Source organism: Pseudomonas sp. S2_C11 (assembly GCF_054668395.1).
The window spans coordinates 2,031,382-2,045,929 of the sequence record NZ_CP162765.1; the positions used below are offsets into that span (position 1 = coordinate 2,031,382).

Sequence of the window (14,548 nt, forward strand, 5' to 3'; positions counted from 1 at the left end):
CCGTGAAACCGGGGTATCGAGCCTGCATTTCAGCTCACGCCTGCTAGTGTTGATGCAGGCCAAACCCTGCATTTACGTGCCAATGACCGAATATGTCGCAGCACCGCAAGCAGACACATTGTCGCACCCATTAAGCTGCGCAACGGATGAGCACCCGTAAAGGCATTGTCGGCAGTGCTGGCAGTCGCTTTTGCAGATGCTCATTCATGGAAGGTGAATGTGACCTGAGTGTCCCGTCCAGCTTCACCCACCTGTCTCCCTGTTTCCTCTGCCCGAGAATCAGGAACAGGGCGACACCAGCCCCGAAAGGGGTGTTGCACGCGACGCTTTCCATCAATAACAAGCTTAAGCGGAGTACCACAGATGGCGTTCTTCACCGCAGCCAGCAAAGCCGACTTCCAGCACCAACTGCAAGCGGCACTGGCGCAGCACATCAGTGAACAGGCACTGCCACAAGTGGCGCTGTTCGCTGAACAATTCTTCGGCATCATTTCCCTGGACGAGCTGACTCAACGTCGCCTCTCCGACCTCGCTGGCTGTACTCTCTCTGCGTGGCGCCTGCTTGAGCGCTTCGATCACGCGCAACCGCAAGTGCGTGTCTACAACCCCGATTACGAACGTCACGGCTGGCAGTCGACCCACACCGCGGTCGAAGTGCTGCACCACGACCTGCCATTTCTGGTCGACTCGGTGCGTACCGAGCTGAACCGTCGCGGCTACAGCATTCATACCCTGCAGACCACCGTGCTCAGCGTGCGTCGTGGCAGCAAGGGCGAATTGCTGGAAATCCTGCCAAAAGGCAGCACCGGCGAAGGCGTGCTGCACGAATCGCTGATGTACCTGGAAATCGACCGTTGCGCCAACGCGGCCGAGCTGAACGTGCTGAGCAAAGAGCTTGAGCAGGTGCTCGGTGAAGTGCGCGTCGCCGTTGCTGACTTCGAGCCGATGAAAGCCAAGGTGCAGGACATCCTCACCCAGCTCGACAACAGCGCCTATCCGGTCGATGCCGACGAAAAGAACGAAATCAAGAGCTTCCTGGAATGGCTGGTGGGCAACCACTTCACCTTCCTCGGCTACGAAGAGTTCGTGGTTACCGATCAAGCCGATGGCGGCCACATCGAGTACGACCGGAACTCCTTCCTCGGCCTGACGAAACTGCTGCGCACCGGCCTGACCTACGAAGACCTGCGCATCGAAGACTACGCCGTGTCCTATCTGCGCGAACCGACCCTGCTGTCGTTCGCCAAGGCTGCGCACCCGAGCCGTGTGCACCGTCCGGCTTACCCGGATTACGTGTCGATCCGTGAAATCGACGCCGACGGCAAAGTCATCAAGGAACACCGCTTCATGGGCCTGTACACCTCGTCGGTGTACGGCGAGAGCGTGCGGGTCATCCCGTTCATCCGCCGCAAGGTCGAAGAAATCGAGCGCCGCTCCGGCTTCCAGTCCAAGGCTCACCTGGGCAAGGAACTGGCACAGGTCCTCGAAGTGCTACCGCGTGACGACCTGTTCCAGACCCCGGTCGACGAACTGTTCACCACCGTGATGTCGATCGTGCAGATCCAGGAACGCAACAAGATCCGCGTGTTCCTGCGCAAAGACCCGTACGGTCGCTTCTGCTACTGCCTGGCCTACGTGCCGCGCGACATTTATTCCACTGAAGTGCGCCAGAAGATCCAGCAAGTGCTGATGGAGCGCCTGAAGGCGTCCGATTGCGAATTCTGGACCTTCTTCTCGGAATCCGTGCTGGCCCGTGTGCAGCTGATCCTGCGCGTCGATCCGAAGAACCGCCTCGACATCGACCCGCTGCTGCTGGAAAAAGAAGTGGTTCAGGCCTGCCGCAGCTGGCAGGACGACTACGCCGCACTGACCGTCGAAAGCTTCGGCGAAGCCCACGGCACCAACGTGCTGGCCGACTTCCCGAAAGGCTTCCCGGCCGGTTACCGCGAGCGTTTTGCCGCGCATTCGGCCGTGGTCGACATGCAGCACCTGCTGAGCCTCAACGAAAAAAATCCGCTGGTGATGAGCTTCTATCAGCCGCTCGGTCAGGTCTCCGGCCAGCGCGAGCTGCATTGCAAGCTGTATCACGCCGACACGCCGCTGGCGCTGTCCGACGTCCTGCCGATTCTGGAAAACCTCGGCCTGCGCGTGCTGGGTGAATTCCCGTATCGCCTGCGCCACACCAACGGCCGCGAATTCTGGATTCACGATTTCGCCTTCACCGCCGCTGAAGGTCTGGACCTCGACATCCAGCAACTCAACGACACCCTGCAGGACGCGTTCGTGCACATCGTGCGCGGCGATGCCGAGAACGATGCGTTCAACCGTCTGGTGCTGACCGCTGGTCTGCCATGGCGCGACGTCGCGCTGCTGCGTGCCTACGCCCGTTACCTGAAGCAGATTCGTCTGGGCTTCGACCTGGGTTACATCGCCAGCACCCTGAACAACCACACCGACATCGCTCGCGAACTGACCCGGTTGTTCAAGACCCGTTTCTACCTGGCGCGCAAGCTCGGCAGCGACGATCTGGAAGACAAGCAACTGCGTCTGGAACAAGCGATTCTGACTGCACTGGACGATGTTCAGGTGCTCAACGAAGACCGCATCCTGCGTCGTTACCTCGACCTGATCAAAGCCACCCTGCGCACCAACTTCTATCAGACGGATGCCAACGGCCAGAACAAGTCGTACTTCAGCTTCAAGTTCAACCCGCATGCGATCCCTGAGCTGCCCAAGCCAGTGCCGAAGTTTGAAATCTTCGTTTACTCGCCACGCGTCGAAGGCGTGCACCTGCGCTTCGGCAACGTTGCTCGTGGTGGCCTGCGCTGGTCCGACCGTGAAGAAGACTTCCGTACCGAAGTGCTCGGCCTGGTAAAAGCCCAGCAAGTGAAGAACTCGGTCATCGTGCCAGTGGGCGCGAAGGGCGGCTTCCTGCCGCGTCGCCTGCCACTGGGCGGCAGCCGAGACGAAATCGCGGCCGAGGGCATCGCCTGCTACCGCATCTTCATTTCCGGCCTGTTGGACATCACCGACAACCTGAAGGACGGCGCCCTGGTGCCGCCGGTCAACGTCGTGCGTCATGACGATGATGACCCGTACCTGGTGGTCGCGGCGGATAAGGGCACTGCAACCTTCTCCGACATCGCCAACGGCATCGCCATCGACTACGGCTTCTGGCTGGGTGACGCGTTCGCCTCCGGTGGTTCGGCCGGTTACGACCACAAGAAAATGGGCATCACCGCCAAGGGCGCGTGGGTCGGCGTACAGCGCCACTTCCGCGAACGCGGCATCAATGTTCAGGAAGACAGCATCACCGTGGTTGGTGTCGGCGACATGGCCGGCGACGTGTTCGGTAACGGCCTGTTGATGTCCGACAAGCTGCAACTGGTCGCTGCGTTCAACCACATGCACATCTTCATCGACCCGAACCCGAACCCGGCGACCAGTTTCGTCGAGCGTCAGCGTCTGTTCGACCTGCCGCGTTCGGCCTGGACCGACTACGACACCAGCATCATGTCCGAAGGTGGCGGTATCTTCTCGCGCAGCGCGAAGAGCATCGCGATCTCGCCGCAGATGAAAGAACGCTTCGACATCCAGGCTGACAAGCTGACCCCGACCGAACTGCTCAATGCCTTGCTCAAGGCGCCGGTGGATCTGTTGTGGAACGGCGGTATCGGCACCTACGTCAAGGCCAGCACCGAAAGCCACGCCGATGTCGGCGACAAGGCCAACGATGCACTGCGCGTCAACGGTAACGAGCTGCGCTGCAAAGTCGTGGGCGAGGGCGGTAACCTCGGCATGACCCAACTGGGTCGCGTGGAATTCGGTCTCAATGGCGGCGGTTCCAACACCGACTTCATCGACAACGCCGGTGGCGTGGACTGCTCCGACCACGAAGTGAACATCAAGATCCTGCTGAACGAAGTGGTTCAGGCCGGTGACATGACCGACAAGCAACGCAACCAGTTGCTCGCGAGCATGACCGACGAAGTCGGCAATCTGGTGCTGGGCAACAACTACAAGCAGACTCAGGCCCTGTCCCTGGCGGCGCGCCGTGCCTACGCGCGCATCGCTGAGTACAAGCGTCTGATGAGCGATCTGGAAGGCCGTGGCAAGCTGGACCGTGCCATCGAATTCCTGCCGACCGAAGAGCAACTGACCGAGCGCGTCGCTGAGGGCCACGGCCTGACCCGTCCTGAGCTGTCGGTGCTGATTTCCTACAGCAAGATCGACCTCAAAGAGCAGCTGCTGGGCTCGCTGGTGCCGGACGACGACTACCTGACCCGCGACATGGAAACGGCGTTCCCGCCGACCCTGGTCAGCAAGTTCTCCGAAGCCATGCGTCGTCATCGTCTGAAGCGCGAGATCGTCAGCACGCAGATCGCCAACGATCTGGTCAACCACATGGGCATCACCTTCGTGCAACGACTCAAAGAGTCGACCGGCATGAGCCCGGCGAATGTGGCTGGCGCTTACGTGATCGTGCGTGACATCTTCCACCTCCCGCACTGGTTCCGTCAGATCGAAGCGCTGGACTATCAGGTTTCCGCTGACGTGCAGCTGGAACTGATGGACGAGCTGATGCGTCTGGGCCGTCGCGCCACGCGCTGGTTCCTGCGTGCCCGCCGCAACGAGCAGAACGCTGCCCGTGACGTCGCGCATTTCGGTCCGCACCTGAAAGAACTGGGTCTGAAACTCGACGAACTGCTCAGCGGCGAAATCCGCGAGAACTGGCAGTCGCGCTATCAGGCGTACGTCGAAGCCGGTGTGCCGGAATTGCTGGCGCGTATGGTTGCGGGTACTTCGCACCTGTACACGCTGCTGCCGATCATCGAAGCCGCAGACGTCACCGGGCAGAACCCGGCCGAAGTGGCCAAGGCTTACTTCGCCGTCGGCTCTGCACTGGACATCACCTGGTACCTGCAACAGATCAGCGCTCTGCCGGTTGAAAACAACTGGCAGGCTCTGGCCCGTGAAGCGTTCCGTGATGACGTCGACTGGCAGCAACGGGCGATCACCATCTCCGTCCTGCAACAGGGCGACGGCTCGCAGGACGTGGAAGCACGCCTGGCGCTGTGGATGGCCCAGCACGAAAGCATGATCGAACGCTGGCGCGCCATGTTGGTGGAAATCCGTGCTGCGAGCGGTACGGACTACGCCATGTACGCGGTGGCCAACCGTGAACTGCTGGATCTGGCGTTGAGCGGGCAAGCAATCGTGCCTGCGGTGACTGCGAATGCCGAGCTTGAACTGGCGTAAGTAGTGGCTGAATGAAGAAGCCCCGCTCTCGAAAGAGGCGGGGCTTTTTCTTGTCTGTCATTCAGAACGTATCGGCGCAGCGAAAGGCGAAGCTACCGACGCCGTCCGTACGGGGCAGGGATGTTCCGGCTACGACAAGCTGATTGTTCTGAATGGCAAGGCCTCCCGCCATGTCGAGCACGGCGGTCAGATTGATGACCAGCACACCGTCGTCGGCAAAATCGCGATCTGGATAGCCTTCCGATTTGAACTGGGCAATGACGATTTCCGAGTCTTGTTCGCCGTGGGTGCTGGAAAGCACGACGATGTGTCCGTCCCTCAGCGTGCCAGCAGTCCATTGGATGCCGAAAAGGGCTTTTGGATAGGACGTCAGGACAGGCCTCCCTTCATTGAAGTCGATGGCGTATTTCCCGTTCCTGTCGACACAAACCAGGACGCCCTGGTGAACAAAATCCTTCGAGGTGGCGCTACCGATGCCAAGGATGTTGCCACCAGGCATTTCGACCAGTTGGTTGATCTGACTGAGCTTGTCCAGGCGGTCGAACAGGGCAAAACCGTTATCGCCAAAGCTGCTGACAGGCTTACCTGTGGCGTCGAAGAGGGCGATCATTGCGCGGTAGCGGTTTTCACGTGAAACGTAACCTGCGATGGCGAATTTGCCGTCCTGGAGCCGGATCAGTGAGCCAGACCACGTGAAGTTGGCCAGGTATCGAATCACGACGTAACCCTTTCCCTGGCCAAACGCAGTGTCCAGAGCCCCGTTGCTTTGCAGTCTGATCAAAAGACCGCATTGGTCATTGGGGGAATATCGATGGTTGCTCAACACCATCAGTTTTCCGTCGTCCAGTTCAATGGCATGGCCACTGTAATCGGATGCCGTAGTGCGTTTTTGCCCAAGTTCGATCTCGGACGACGTGAGCGCGGGCACCGGAATCGGATCAACGAAGACTACGCCGTTGACGCCAAATGCGGTCTCGGGCGTTCCGTCATTGCGAAACATTGCCAGGCAGCGTTGTGGCTGTGCGTATTCGTGTAGATAAAAGGCACCCTGAAGCAACAGATTTCCGTTCTTGAGGATGCTGATGCTGCCACCCGTGGATTTATAGCCCGGAGCGAAAACCCCGCTGGCCACGCCATCCCGGGCAAACGAAGTGTCCTGTGTGCCATCAGGCTTCAATCGCACAATGGCGAACTTGTTGCCCGGACTTGCGGCGATCAGCAGCTTGCCGTCCGCCGCGACGGCAACTGCGTTGGCGAAGCCGTTTTCCTGATCGGGATATTTAAACCAGGTGAGGCCATTTTGGTCGGGGCCGAAAGTGGGGTCCAGGTTATGCACAGCGGTGTCTTTTACTTTAGTCATGGTCTGCTCCTCGAATACGCTGTTTTTGCGTAAAGCGATCAGTCGATAGGGACCGGCAAATCAACGCAGTGCTGGTATTTGGGAAGCTTTCGGTCGCGCTGTCCACTGTCAGACCTGACAGTGGACGGCGGCGGATGATTGTGGATTTGGAAGACGGGATGGCCTGTCTTGCCGGGGATTTAATGTCTGAGGGTTTTTGTGGTGTGTGGTCTGGCGCCTTCGCGAGCAGGCTCGCTCCCACGGTTGATCGCATTCCAAATGTGATCAGGCAGCCATCAGTTTTCCAGCGGGATCAGCACCTGCTCGTTCGGGGCCATCACCATGAACACCAGCAACCTGGCAGGCTTGGTCGAGCTGGCATTTTTCGACTCCAGATGCTCGGAGCCGGCCGGCTCGTACCAGTACTGGCCCTTTTTGTAAGTGATCGCCTGTTCGCCTTTGACTTGGGAAATCACTTCGCCGTCGAGCACGTAAGCCATCGCCGTGCCTTCGTGTTTATGGGCGATCGAGGATTGCCCGGGCTGGTAGTCGACTTCGATCATCATGGCTTTCTTGCCGGGGGCGTTTTTCAGCAGTTGGTCCTGCAGGACGGTGATTTTTTCGGATGGGTCGTGAGCCATTGCCGAGGCGGAGAGGGTGAAGGCGAGGGCGGCAGCGACGAGGTGCAGGGCTTTCATGGCGGGTTACCTGTGATGGTGGGGGTGTGCTCACAGTAGGCCGCAATGTGGCCGGTTCAAACGGCCAATATTCGCGAAGATCAGGTGACCAATTCTGGTTCAAAAGCAAAGATCGCAGCCTTCGGCAGCTCCTTGTATCTCGACTAACGCTCCGTCAGGAGCGATAGTTCTCGACTGATCATCGAGGGAGGGACTTGGAAGCCGCGCAGCTCCTTAGGCTTTTTGCCTGTGACGTAGATCGTGCTCCAGCCCTCCACACTCACTCGTACAGTTCGCACGGTATCTTGGGCCCGCCTGCGGCGAGAGCCCGCATTCGCAAGGTTGGACAGAGTGACGTGATGATCGCAACAGGGAACAAGTGGAGAATCAATCATGTCCGGTTTCGTTGGCGTCGACATCGCAAAGAACACCTTTGATATCGCTACACACCAGCCCAACGGCAAGCACAAAACCAAGGCCAAGCTGGCCAACGATCCAAAGGGCTTTAAAGAGTTTGAGGCGTGGCTAGAAAAAAATGCCGAGCGTTCGGCCCTGATCGTGATGGAAGCCACCAGCGTCTACCATTTGGAGCTCGCGGAATTCGTTTACAACAAAGGCTTCCGGGTCTGCGTCGTGAACCCGGCTACGACCAAAGCGTACGCTGACAGCGAACTGCGCCGCATCAAGACTGATAAAAGCGATGCCAAACTGATCGCCGACTTTGCCCGGGAAAAGGATCAAAAACTTCACCCATGGGCGCCTGAGCCGCTGAAATACCGCCAGTTAAAAGCAATGGTGCGCCGCCTGGATGACCTTCAGGAAATGGAACAAATGGAGCTCAATCGTCTGGACGTTTCCGACGAAAAGGTCAAAGACTCGATCAACTCCGTTCTGCGCCATATCGAAAAAGAGATCGTAGAAACGCATAAGGCGATCAAAAAACACATCGATGACGACCCGGATATGCGTCAGATGCGGGATCTCATCGTAACCATCGACGGCATCGGACAAAAAACGCTTGAACGATTGCTCGCCGAACTGGGTGACTTGCGCAAATACAGTGATCCTCGCCAACTGGTCGCTGCTGCAGGGCTCAATCCAAAGCTGCAGGAATCAGGAAAGCTCAAAGGTCACACCCTGATCTCAAGAGTAGGGTCAGCACGGCTGCGTGCAGGCCTTTACATGCCTGGCATGGTGGCGCTGAAACACAATAAGGCGATCAAGGCGATGAAAGAACGCCTGGAAGCCAATGGCAAGGCCCCCAAGCAGATCATCTGCGCAGCAATGCGCAAGCTGCTGCACTTCGTTTACGGAGTGCTCAAGTCAGGACTGCCATATGACCCGAAACTTGCGCTTGCCCGGTGAGGCTCAAGACGGTATCTACAGGGGAACGCATTCCAGAGTAGGAGCTGCCGAAGGCTGCGATCTTTTGATCTTGCTTTTAGACGATAGGGAAGCTGTTGAAATCGACGCTATTGGCCAGGCGGCTATCGATCAGGTCGATAAACCCCTGTGCCTCGGGCCGGTTGAAATGCGCCTGCATCGCCGCTTCCGACTGCCAGCGCGCGCTGACCGTCCAGCGGTGGCTGTCCTCGGGGCAGCGGTCGACCAGGTAGGAATCGCAGCCCGGGGTTTCGCGCAGGGTGTCGACGATCTTCTGCAATTGCTTGCCGAGCTCTTCCGAGCGGCCCGCAACAGCCTTCACCTCAACCGTGTTGATCACTTCGTTGGACATTGCTCACACTCCTGAATCAGGCCGGACGAATCCTGCTCACTGAGGGATAACGCCTGTGCAGAATAGGCCTGCCGCCGTGAATCACCAATAACCAATCGGCGGTAAAAGCCTTATACCAACGGCTCATGACAGCTGTTCGAGGATGTCGCGCAGGCGATCGAGGGCGATGTCGATGTCGAGGGTTTCGATGGCGCCGAAACCGAAGTAAAGGCCTTCTTTCGCCGGCTGCTGGTAGTAGAAACCACTGATCGCATACAGGCCGACCTCAACCTTTTTCGCCAGCTCGATGACCAACGGCAAATCGATAGGCACCTTGCAGAACACCGCCATGTGAAACCCGGCGCTGGCCGGCACGGCTTGCAGCCACGGTGCAAGGTCAGTCGCCATCCGCGCCAGGATCCGCTCGCGGCGTTGCGCGTAGATCGTGTGGCAGCGGCGGATGTGCTTGAGCAGGCAACCCTCGGCGATGAACTTGGCCAGCGCCCATTGCGGCAGAGTCGAGGCGTGCAGATCGGTGAGCTGTTTGGCGCGGATCACCGCCTCGATGATCGACGGCGGCAGGATCGCGTAGCCCAGGCGCAACTCCGGCAGCAGGGTTTTCGAGAAGGTGCCGACGTAGGCGACGATACCGCGCTGATCGAGGTTGTACAGCGAATCGGTGGGCCGGCCCTCGTAGCGGAATTCGCTGTCGTAGTCGTCCTCGATGATGATCGCGCCGAGCTCGTGGGCACGGGCGAGCAGGGCCTCGCGGCGCGCCTGACTCATCGCCATGCCCAGCGGAAACTGATGCGATGGCGTCACATAGATGAGCCGGGTGCCATCGGGAATGTGCTCGACCTGAATGCCCTCGGCATCCACCGGCACCCCGACCACCTCCGCGCCATGCGTGCCGAACAACAAGCGCGCGGGCGGATAGCCGGGGTCTTCCATCGCCACCAGACTGCCGGGGCGGGTCAGTACGCGGGCAATCAGGTCCAGCGCTTGTTGCGCGCCGTTGCACACGACGATGTCCTCGTCCTGACAGTTGATGCCACGGGAAAAGGCGATGTGCCGGGCGATCGCATTGCGCAGCGCTGGCAAGCCTTCGGCGACGCTGTAGAAACCTTTCGACTGCGCCATCTGCCGCATCGCATGGGCGACGCAGCGGCGCCAGTCGTCGTGGGGGAACTGGCCTTTGCTGGTGGCGCCGCCGATGAAGTCGTAGCGCAGCGAACCTTCCAGCGTCGGATGACGGAGGAACACCGGCAGATTGCGCCAGCTCTCGATCACCTCGGCACTGGCCAGCTCGGTGTGGCTCTGCTTGCGTTGCACCTGCGCCGGGCGGGCGTTGACGTAGGTGCCTTTGCCGATCACCCCGGTGAGGAAGTTTTCGTAGGTCAGCTGCGCATAGGTGTCGGAAATGGTCTTGCGCGAAATGCCCAATTGCTCGGCCAGCAAGCGGCTCGGCGGCAACTGCGTACCCGCCGCCAACCGCCCGGACTCAATCGCCGCGCGCAACTGCTGATACAACTGACCGGCAAGATCCTTGCGGCCGTTGATCACGACATGAAGTTCCATACCGACGAGGCTCCCGGGTGTTGAGTGAGGTGTCGGTCAGATTAGCGTTGTTGGGCTTATGGCAGTAGTTGCGTGGAGTAAATACCGCAAATTGGCGCAAGTCCCTGTGGGAGCGAGCCTGCTCGCGAAAGCGGTCTGTCATTGAACAGATTCGTTGTCTGACACTCCGCTATCGCTGGCAAGCCAGCTCCCACAGTTTTCGCGGCGTGCACAAATCTTGTGAACGACGTTAAACCTTGTGGGAGCTGGCTTGCCAGCGATGGCGGTGGTGCAGTGGATGAATATTTGTCTGGGAAACCGCTTTCGCGAGCAGGCTCGCTCCCACAGGTATTGCGTTTGGCCGAGGTTCATTGGTGTAGCCGGAATTCATGGAATTGGGGCTGTAACACAGCCTGCACAGCCCTTACTGTGAAACTCATCATTCCGCCTGCCGAGAGCCGCGCCATGTCCCTGCGTCTGGATTACTACAACGCTTCGCCCAAGGCGATGAAAGCGATGATTGCCATGGAGGCGCTGACCGCCAACTTGAGCATCGAAGCGCCGCTGCTGCAATTGATCCGGATCCGCGCTTCGCAACTCAACGGCTGCGCATTCTGCACTGATATGCATTCGGTCGACGCGCGGCGGGCCGGGGAGAGTGATCGGCGCCTGTATGCGGTCGCGGTGTGGCGCGACAGCAACTTCTTCAACCCCCGCGAACGCGCGGCGCTGGCCTGGGCCGAGGCAGTGACGCTGTTGGCCGAAAGCCACGTGCCGGATGACGTCTACCAGCAAGCGCGCGAGCAATTCGATGAAGGCGAACTGGTGGACCTGACGGTTGCAGTCAGCACCATCAACAGCTGGAATCGTTTGGCTGTCAGCTTCCGTCAGATCCCGAGTGACTGAAAGCACCCATCCCTGTGGCGAGGGGATCTGATCGTTCCCACGCTCCGCGTGGGAATGCAGCCCGGGACGCTCTGCGTCCCAATGGAACGCGGAGCGTCCCTTGAGGCATTCCCACGCAGAGCGTGGGAACGATCAACCTGCCTAATTCGCCGGCCGCTGCGGTTTCACTGATGTGCCAAACGTATTGCCCATCCGCGTACTCGTCGCCGCCGGGGTCGCCAGTCCGACCTGATTCGGCGCGCGCTTGTGCACCGGCACATTCAACGCTTCCATGTTCTTCTGCGCCGCCGCCGCGCCGTCGGGATTGTTGCCCATCTGCTGGCTCAGGCAATCGTAATTCGGCGCCTTGTAACCGCCGACCGTGACCTCGACACAGCCCAGCGGCTCTTCGGCCTGCGCCGCGCCCACCGTCATCAGCAAGACCCACATCCACCGCGTTTTCATTTCCGCCTCCTGGCCCGCCCGAATGGGCCGCTCTGGCTTTGAGTCTAGTGCAAGCGCGGCGCAAAACCCGTGATGGTTTTTTTGCACTGCCCGTCATACCAGAGTCATAAATGCCCCGCAGGATAGCGATTTTCAGGGGTGCGCCAGTCGTGCAGCGAGGCAGTTCGCGGATCAGTCTTCAGCGCTCGGCGACGCTTGTGCGCCGCGCGGGTCTGGGGTGGCTGCTCGGTCTGCTGACCTGCGCGGCCAATGCTGATCCGGCGGCGGACATGCGCATGACCTTGCACATCCCGGCGCAGGAACTCGCTCGGGCGCTGGATCAGTACAGCCGCGCCACGGGCGTCGCGGTGCTGGTAGACAGCCAGTTGAGCCGGGGCCGTCGCTCCCTCGCCGTGGATGGCGAATACACCGCCGCCGATGCCTTGCGCCATCTGCTCGGCGGCACCGGGTTGATGGCGCGCTACGCCCGCGCCGACGCGTTCACCCTGCAAGCGGCGCAGGTGGAAGACCTGCCAGTGCCGACGGACAAACCCACGCCGGCTGCGGTCGCGGTCAACCGCAGTTATGCGACGGCGGTGCAAGCGGCGATCGAGCGCAAGCTGTGCCGCTCGCCGCTGACACGGCCGGGCAGTTATCGCGCGGTGTTGCAGGTGTGGGTCGGGCGCGACGGCGTGGTGCAGCACAACCGGTTGGTCACTTCGACCGGCGATGTACGGCGCGATAACGCGCTGGTGGAAAGTTTTCGCAACCTCACAATCGATCGGCCGACGCCCAGCGCCTTGCGCCAGCCGGTCACGTTGCTGTTGTTACCGGAGTCGTCAGGGAAACGCATGGAATGCACGAGATGGGAAGGAGTTTCCGGGGGATGAAAGACGCCGGACAAAGCACGATGGGCCAGCTGTTCCTCAGCTCCTACGAGGATTTTCGCGTGCGCCTGCGCCGCCGCCTCGGTTCCGAGGACCTGGCCAACGACGTGCTGCACGAGACCTGGCTGCGGGTCGATCGCATGGAAACCCCGCCGAACCTGCTCAAGCCCAACGCCTACCTGTATCGCATGGCCCTCAACATCGCCGCCGACCGCCGTCAGGCCGATGCGCGCCTGCTCACCGGCACCGAAGTCGAGGAACTGCTGCAACTGGGCGACGAAGCCCTCGACCCGGCGCGGGTGGTCGGCGGGCAAAAGGAGATGCAGGCCCTGCTCAGCGCCTTGTACGAACTGCCCGCACGGCGTCGGCGGATCTTCATCGCCGCGCGGCTGGAAGAGGCGCCACACCTGGAAATCTCCCAGCGTTTCGGCATTTCCACGCGCATGGTCGAGAAGGAAATCAAAGCCGCGCTGGGCTTCTGCGCAGCGAAACTGGAAAGAAAAGTGTTTCAGCGGTTCGGTCGCGGGGCCGGAAAACCGTCTAGCGAATAGTGACCCGATTAATCCGTTGAGAATTTGCGCGTTTGAACATCTTTCGACTGAAACCCGCCGAGCCTTCGGCCACCGAGTCTCTGCACAGCGAAGCCCAAGACTGGCTGATCCTGCTGACCTCGGGCCGCGCCAACGTCGCCGACGCTCGCGCCCTGCGCGAATGGTGCGCGCAGAGCGGCGAACATGCCCAGGCGTTCGAAGAAGCCAAGCGGCTGTGGCATCACCTGCAACCGGCCGCCGAAGCCGTGCAGGGCCGACGCAGCTTCGGTCGACGGGCATTTCTCGGCGGCGCGATTGCCGCATCCGCCGCATTCCTGCTGGTGCGCGGCACGATTCCCGGTGGCTTCGAAGGCTTGGGCGCCGACTACATCACCGAAGTCGGCCAGCAACGCCGGGTCGAACCGGCGCAAGGCGTCAGCCTCGAACTCAACACCCAGACCCGCATCAACCAGCGCAGCGTCGAAAACGGCGTGCAGGGCTTTGAACTGGTCAGCGGCGAAGTCGAAGTGCAAACCGCACGCCTGCCGCTGGCGATGCAGGCCGGGGCAGGGTGGTTGCGCGCCAGCCAGGCCCGCTTCAACCTGCGCAACACCGACCAGCAAGTCTGCGTGACCTGCCTCGACGGCGCGGTCGACGTCGCCATCGACGGCCGCAACCTGCGCCTCGAAGCCGGCCAGCAAATCACCTACGACACACGACAAATCGGCAACGTACAAACCGTCGACACCGCCGCCGTGATGAACTGGCGCCAACAAGTGCTGGTGTTCAACGGCGCCACCCTCAGCCAGATGATCGACGAAATCAACCGCTACCGCCCCGGCATGCTCCTGCTGCTCAACCGCGAACTCGGCCAACGCCGCGTCCAGGCCCGCTTCAACCTCGACCAACTCGCCGGCGTCGCATTGCTGATCCGCGACGCCTACGGCGTCAAATGCACCGAACTCCCCGGCGGCGTGGTCGTCCTCAGCTAACTGCCTGCCACACACAGATCCCCTGTGGGAGCGAGCCTGCTCGCGAAAGCGGTTGCCCAACTGACCAATATCTTCCGGTCGCACTCGATCCCTGTGGGAGCTGGCTTGCCAGCGATAACGGCCTAACAGCCAACCAACCTGCAACTGACCGCCCCCAACCCAATTGTGGGAGCGAGCCTGCTCGCGAAAGCGGTCTACCAGCTGACCAATATCTTCCGGTCGCACTCGATCCCTGTGGGAGCTGGCTTGCCAGCGATAACGGCC

11 protein-coding genes are annotated in these 14,548 nt (G+C 60.5%); 6 read left to right on the plus strand and 5 right to left on the minus strand.

Annotation, left to right across the window (positions count from 1 at the left end; all coding sequences use genetic code 11):
* Positions 1–363 precede the first annotated feature (363 nt).
* Positions 364–5,259, plus strand: a complete 4,896-nt coding sequence (locus tag AB4N48_RS09390) for an NAD-glutamate dehydrogenase (protein ID WP_041480093.1) — start codon at positions 364–366, stop codon at positions 5,257–5,259.
* A gap of 61 nt (positions 5,260–5,320) precedes the next feature.
* Here the strand turns inward: AB4N48_RS09390 and AB4N48_RS09395 are convergent, their stop codons facing one another.
* Complete coding sequence (locus tag AB4N48_RS09395) at positions 5,321–6,619, minus strand: NHL repeat-containing protein (protein ID WP_460095225.1); 1,299 nt, start codon at positions 6,617–6,619, stop codon at positions 5,321–5,323.
* A gap of 275 nt (positions 6,620–6,894) precedes the next feature.
* On the minus strand, positions 6,895–7,296 hold the full coding sequence (locus tag AB4N48_RS09400; protein ID WP_460095227.1) for a cupin domain-containing protein: 402 nt from the start codon (positions 7,294–7,296) through the stop codon (positions 6,895–6,897).
* Positions 7,297–7,668: 372 nt separating this feature from the next.
* Here AB4N48_RS09400 and AB4N48_RS09405 point away from each other — a divergent pair, with 372 nt between their 5' ends.
* Positions 7,669–8,640, plus strand: a complete 972-nt coding sequence (locus AB4N48_RS09405; protein ID WP_056786210.1) for an IS110 family RNA-guided transposase — start codon at positions 7,669–7,671, stop codon at positions 8,638–8,640.
* 76 nt (positions 8,641–8,716) lie between these two features.
* Here the strand turns inward: AB4N48_RS09405 and AB4N48_RS09410 are convergent, their stop codons facing one another.
* Entirely contained in the window at positions 8,717–9,010 is a 294-nt protein-coding gene (locus AB4N48_RS09410; RefSeq protein WP_016774982.1) for a putative quinol monooxygenase, read from the minus strand.
* A 123-nt stretch (positions 9,011–9,133) separates the two neighbouring features.
* Positions 9,134–10,567 (minus strand): MocR-like pyridoxine biosynthesis transcription factor PdxR, encoded by a 1,434-nt coding sequence (gene pdxR, locus AB4N48_RS09415; RefSeq protein WP_256810104.1) that lies wholly within the window; start codon positions 10,565–10,567, stop codon positions 9,134–9,136.
* 444 nt (positions 10,568–11,011) lie between these two features.
* Here pdxR and AB4N48_RS09420 point away from each other — a divergent pair, with 444 nt between their 5' ends.
* A complete protein-coding gene (locus AB4N48_RS09420; RefSeq protein WP_460095229.1) occupies positions 11,012–11,452 on the plus strand; it encodes a carboxymuconolactone decarboxylase family protein in 441 nt (146 codons plus the stop codon).
* Positions 11,453–11,593: 141 nt separating this feature from the next.
* Here AB4N48_RS09420 and AB4N48_RS09425 read toward each other — a convergent pair whose 3' ends face one another.
* On the minus strand, positions 11,594–11,896 hold the full coding sequence (locus AB4N48_RS09425; protein WP_041480100.1) for a hypothetical protein: 303 nt from the start codon (positions 11,894–11,896) through the stop codon (positions 11,594–11,596).
* Between the two features lie 149 nt (positions 11,897–12,045).
* Between AB4N48_RS09425 and AB4N48_RS09430 the strand changes: the two genes are divergently transcribed.
* The 3 genes from AB4N48_RS09430 to AB4N48_RS09440 are packed head-to-tail and all read left to right on the plus strand — an operon-like array spanning position 12,046 to position 14,284.
* Positions 12,046–12,765 carry a secretin and TonB N-terminal domain-containing protein gene (locus AB4N48_RS09430; RefSeq protein ID WP_460095553.1) on the plus strand — a complete coding sequence of 240 codons (720 nt, stop codon included), beginning with the start codon at positions 12,046–12,048 and terminating at the stop codon, positions 12,763–12,765.
* Positions 12,762–13,313: an RNA polymerase sigma factor gene (locus AB4N48_RS09435; RefSeq protein WP_041480103.1), complete on the plus strand. Its 552-nt coding sequence runs from the start codon at positions 12,762–12,764 to the stop codon at positions 13,311–13,313. The genes AB4N48_RS09430 and AB4N48_RS09435 overlap by 4 nt, the downstream gene beginning before the upstream one ends.
* 32 nt (positions 13,314–13,345) lie before the next feature.
* Entirely contained in the window at positions 13,346–14,284 is a 939-nt protein-coding gene (locus AB4N48_RS09440) for a FecR family protein (RefSeq protein ID WP_460095231.1), read from the plus strand.
* The last annotated feature ends 264 nt before the right edge of the window (positions 14,285–14,548 follow it).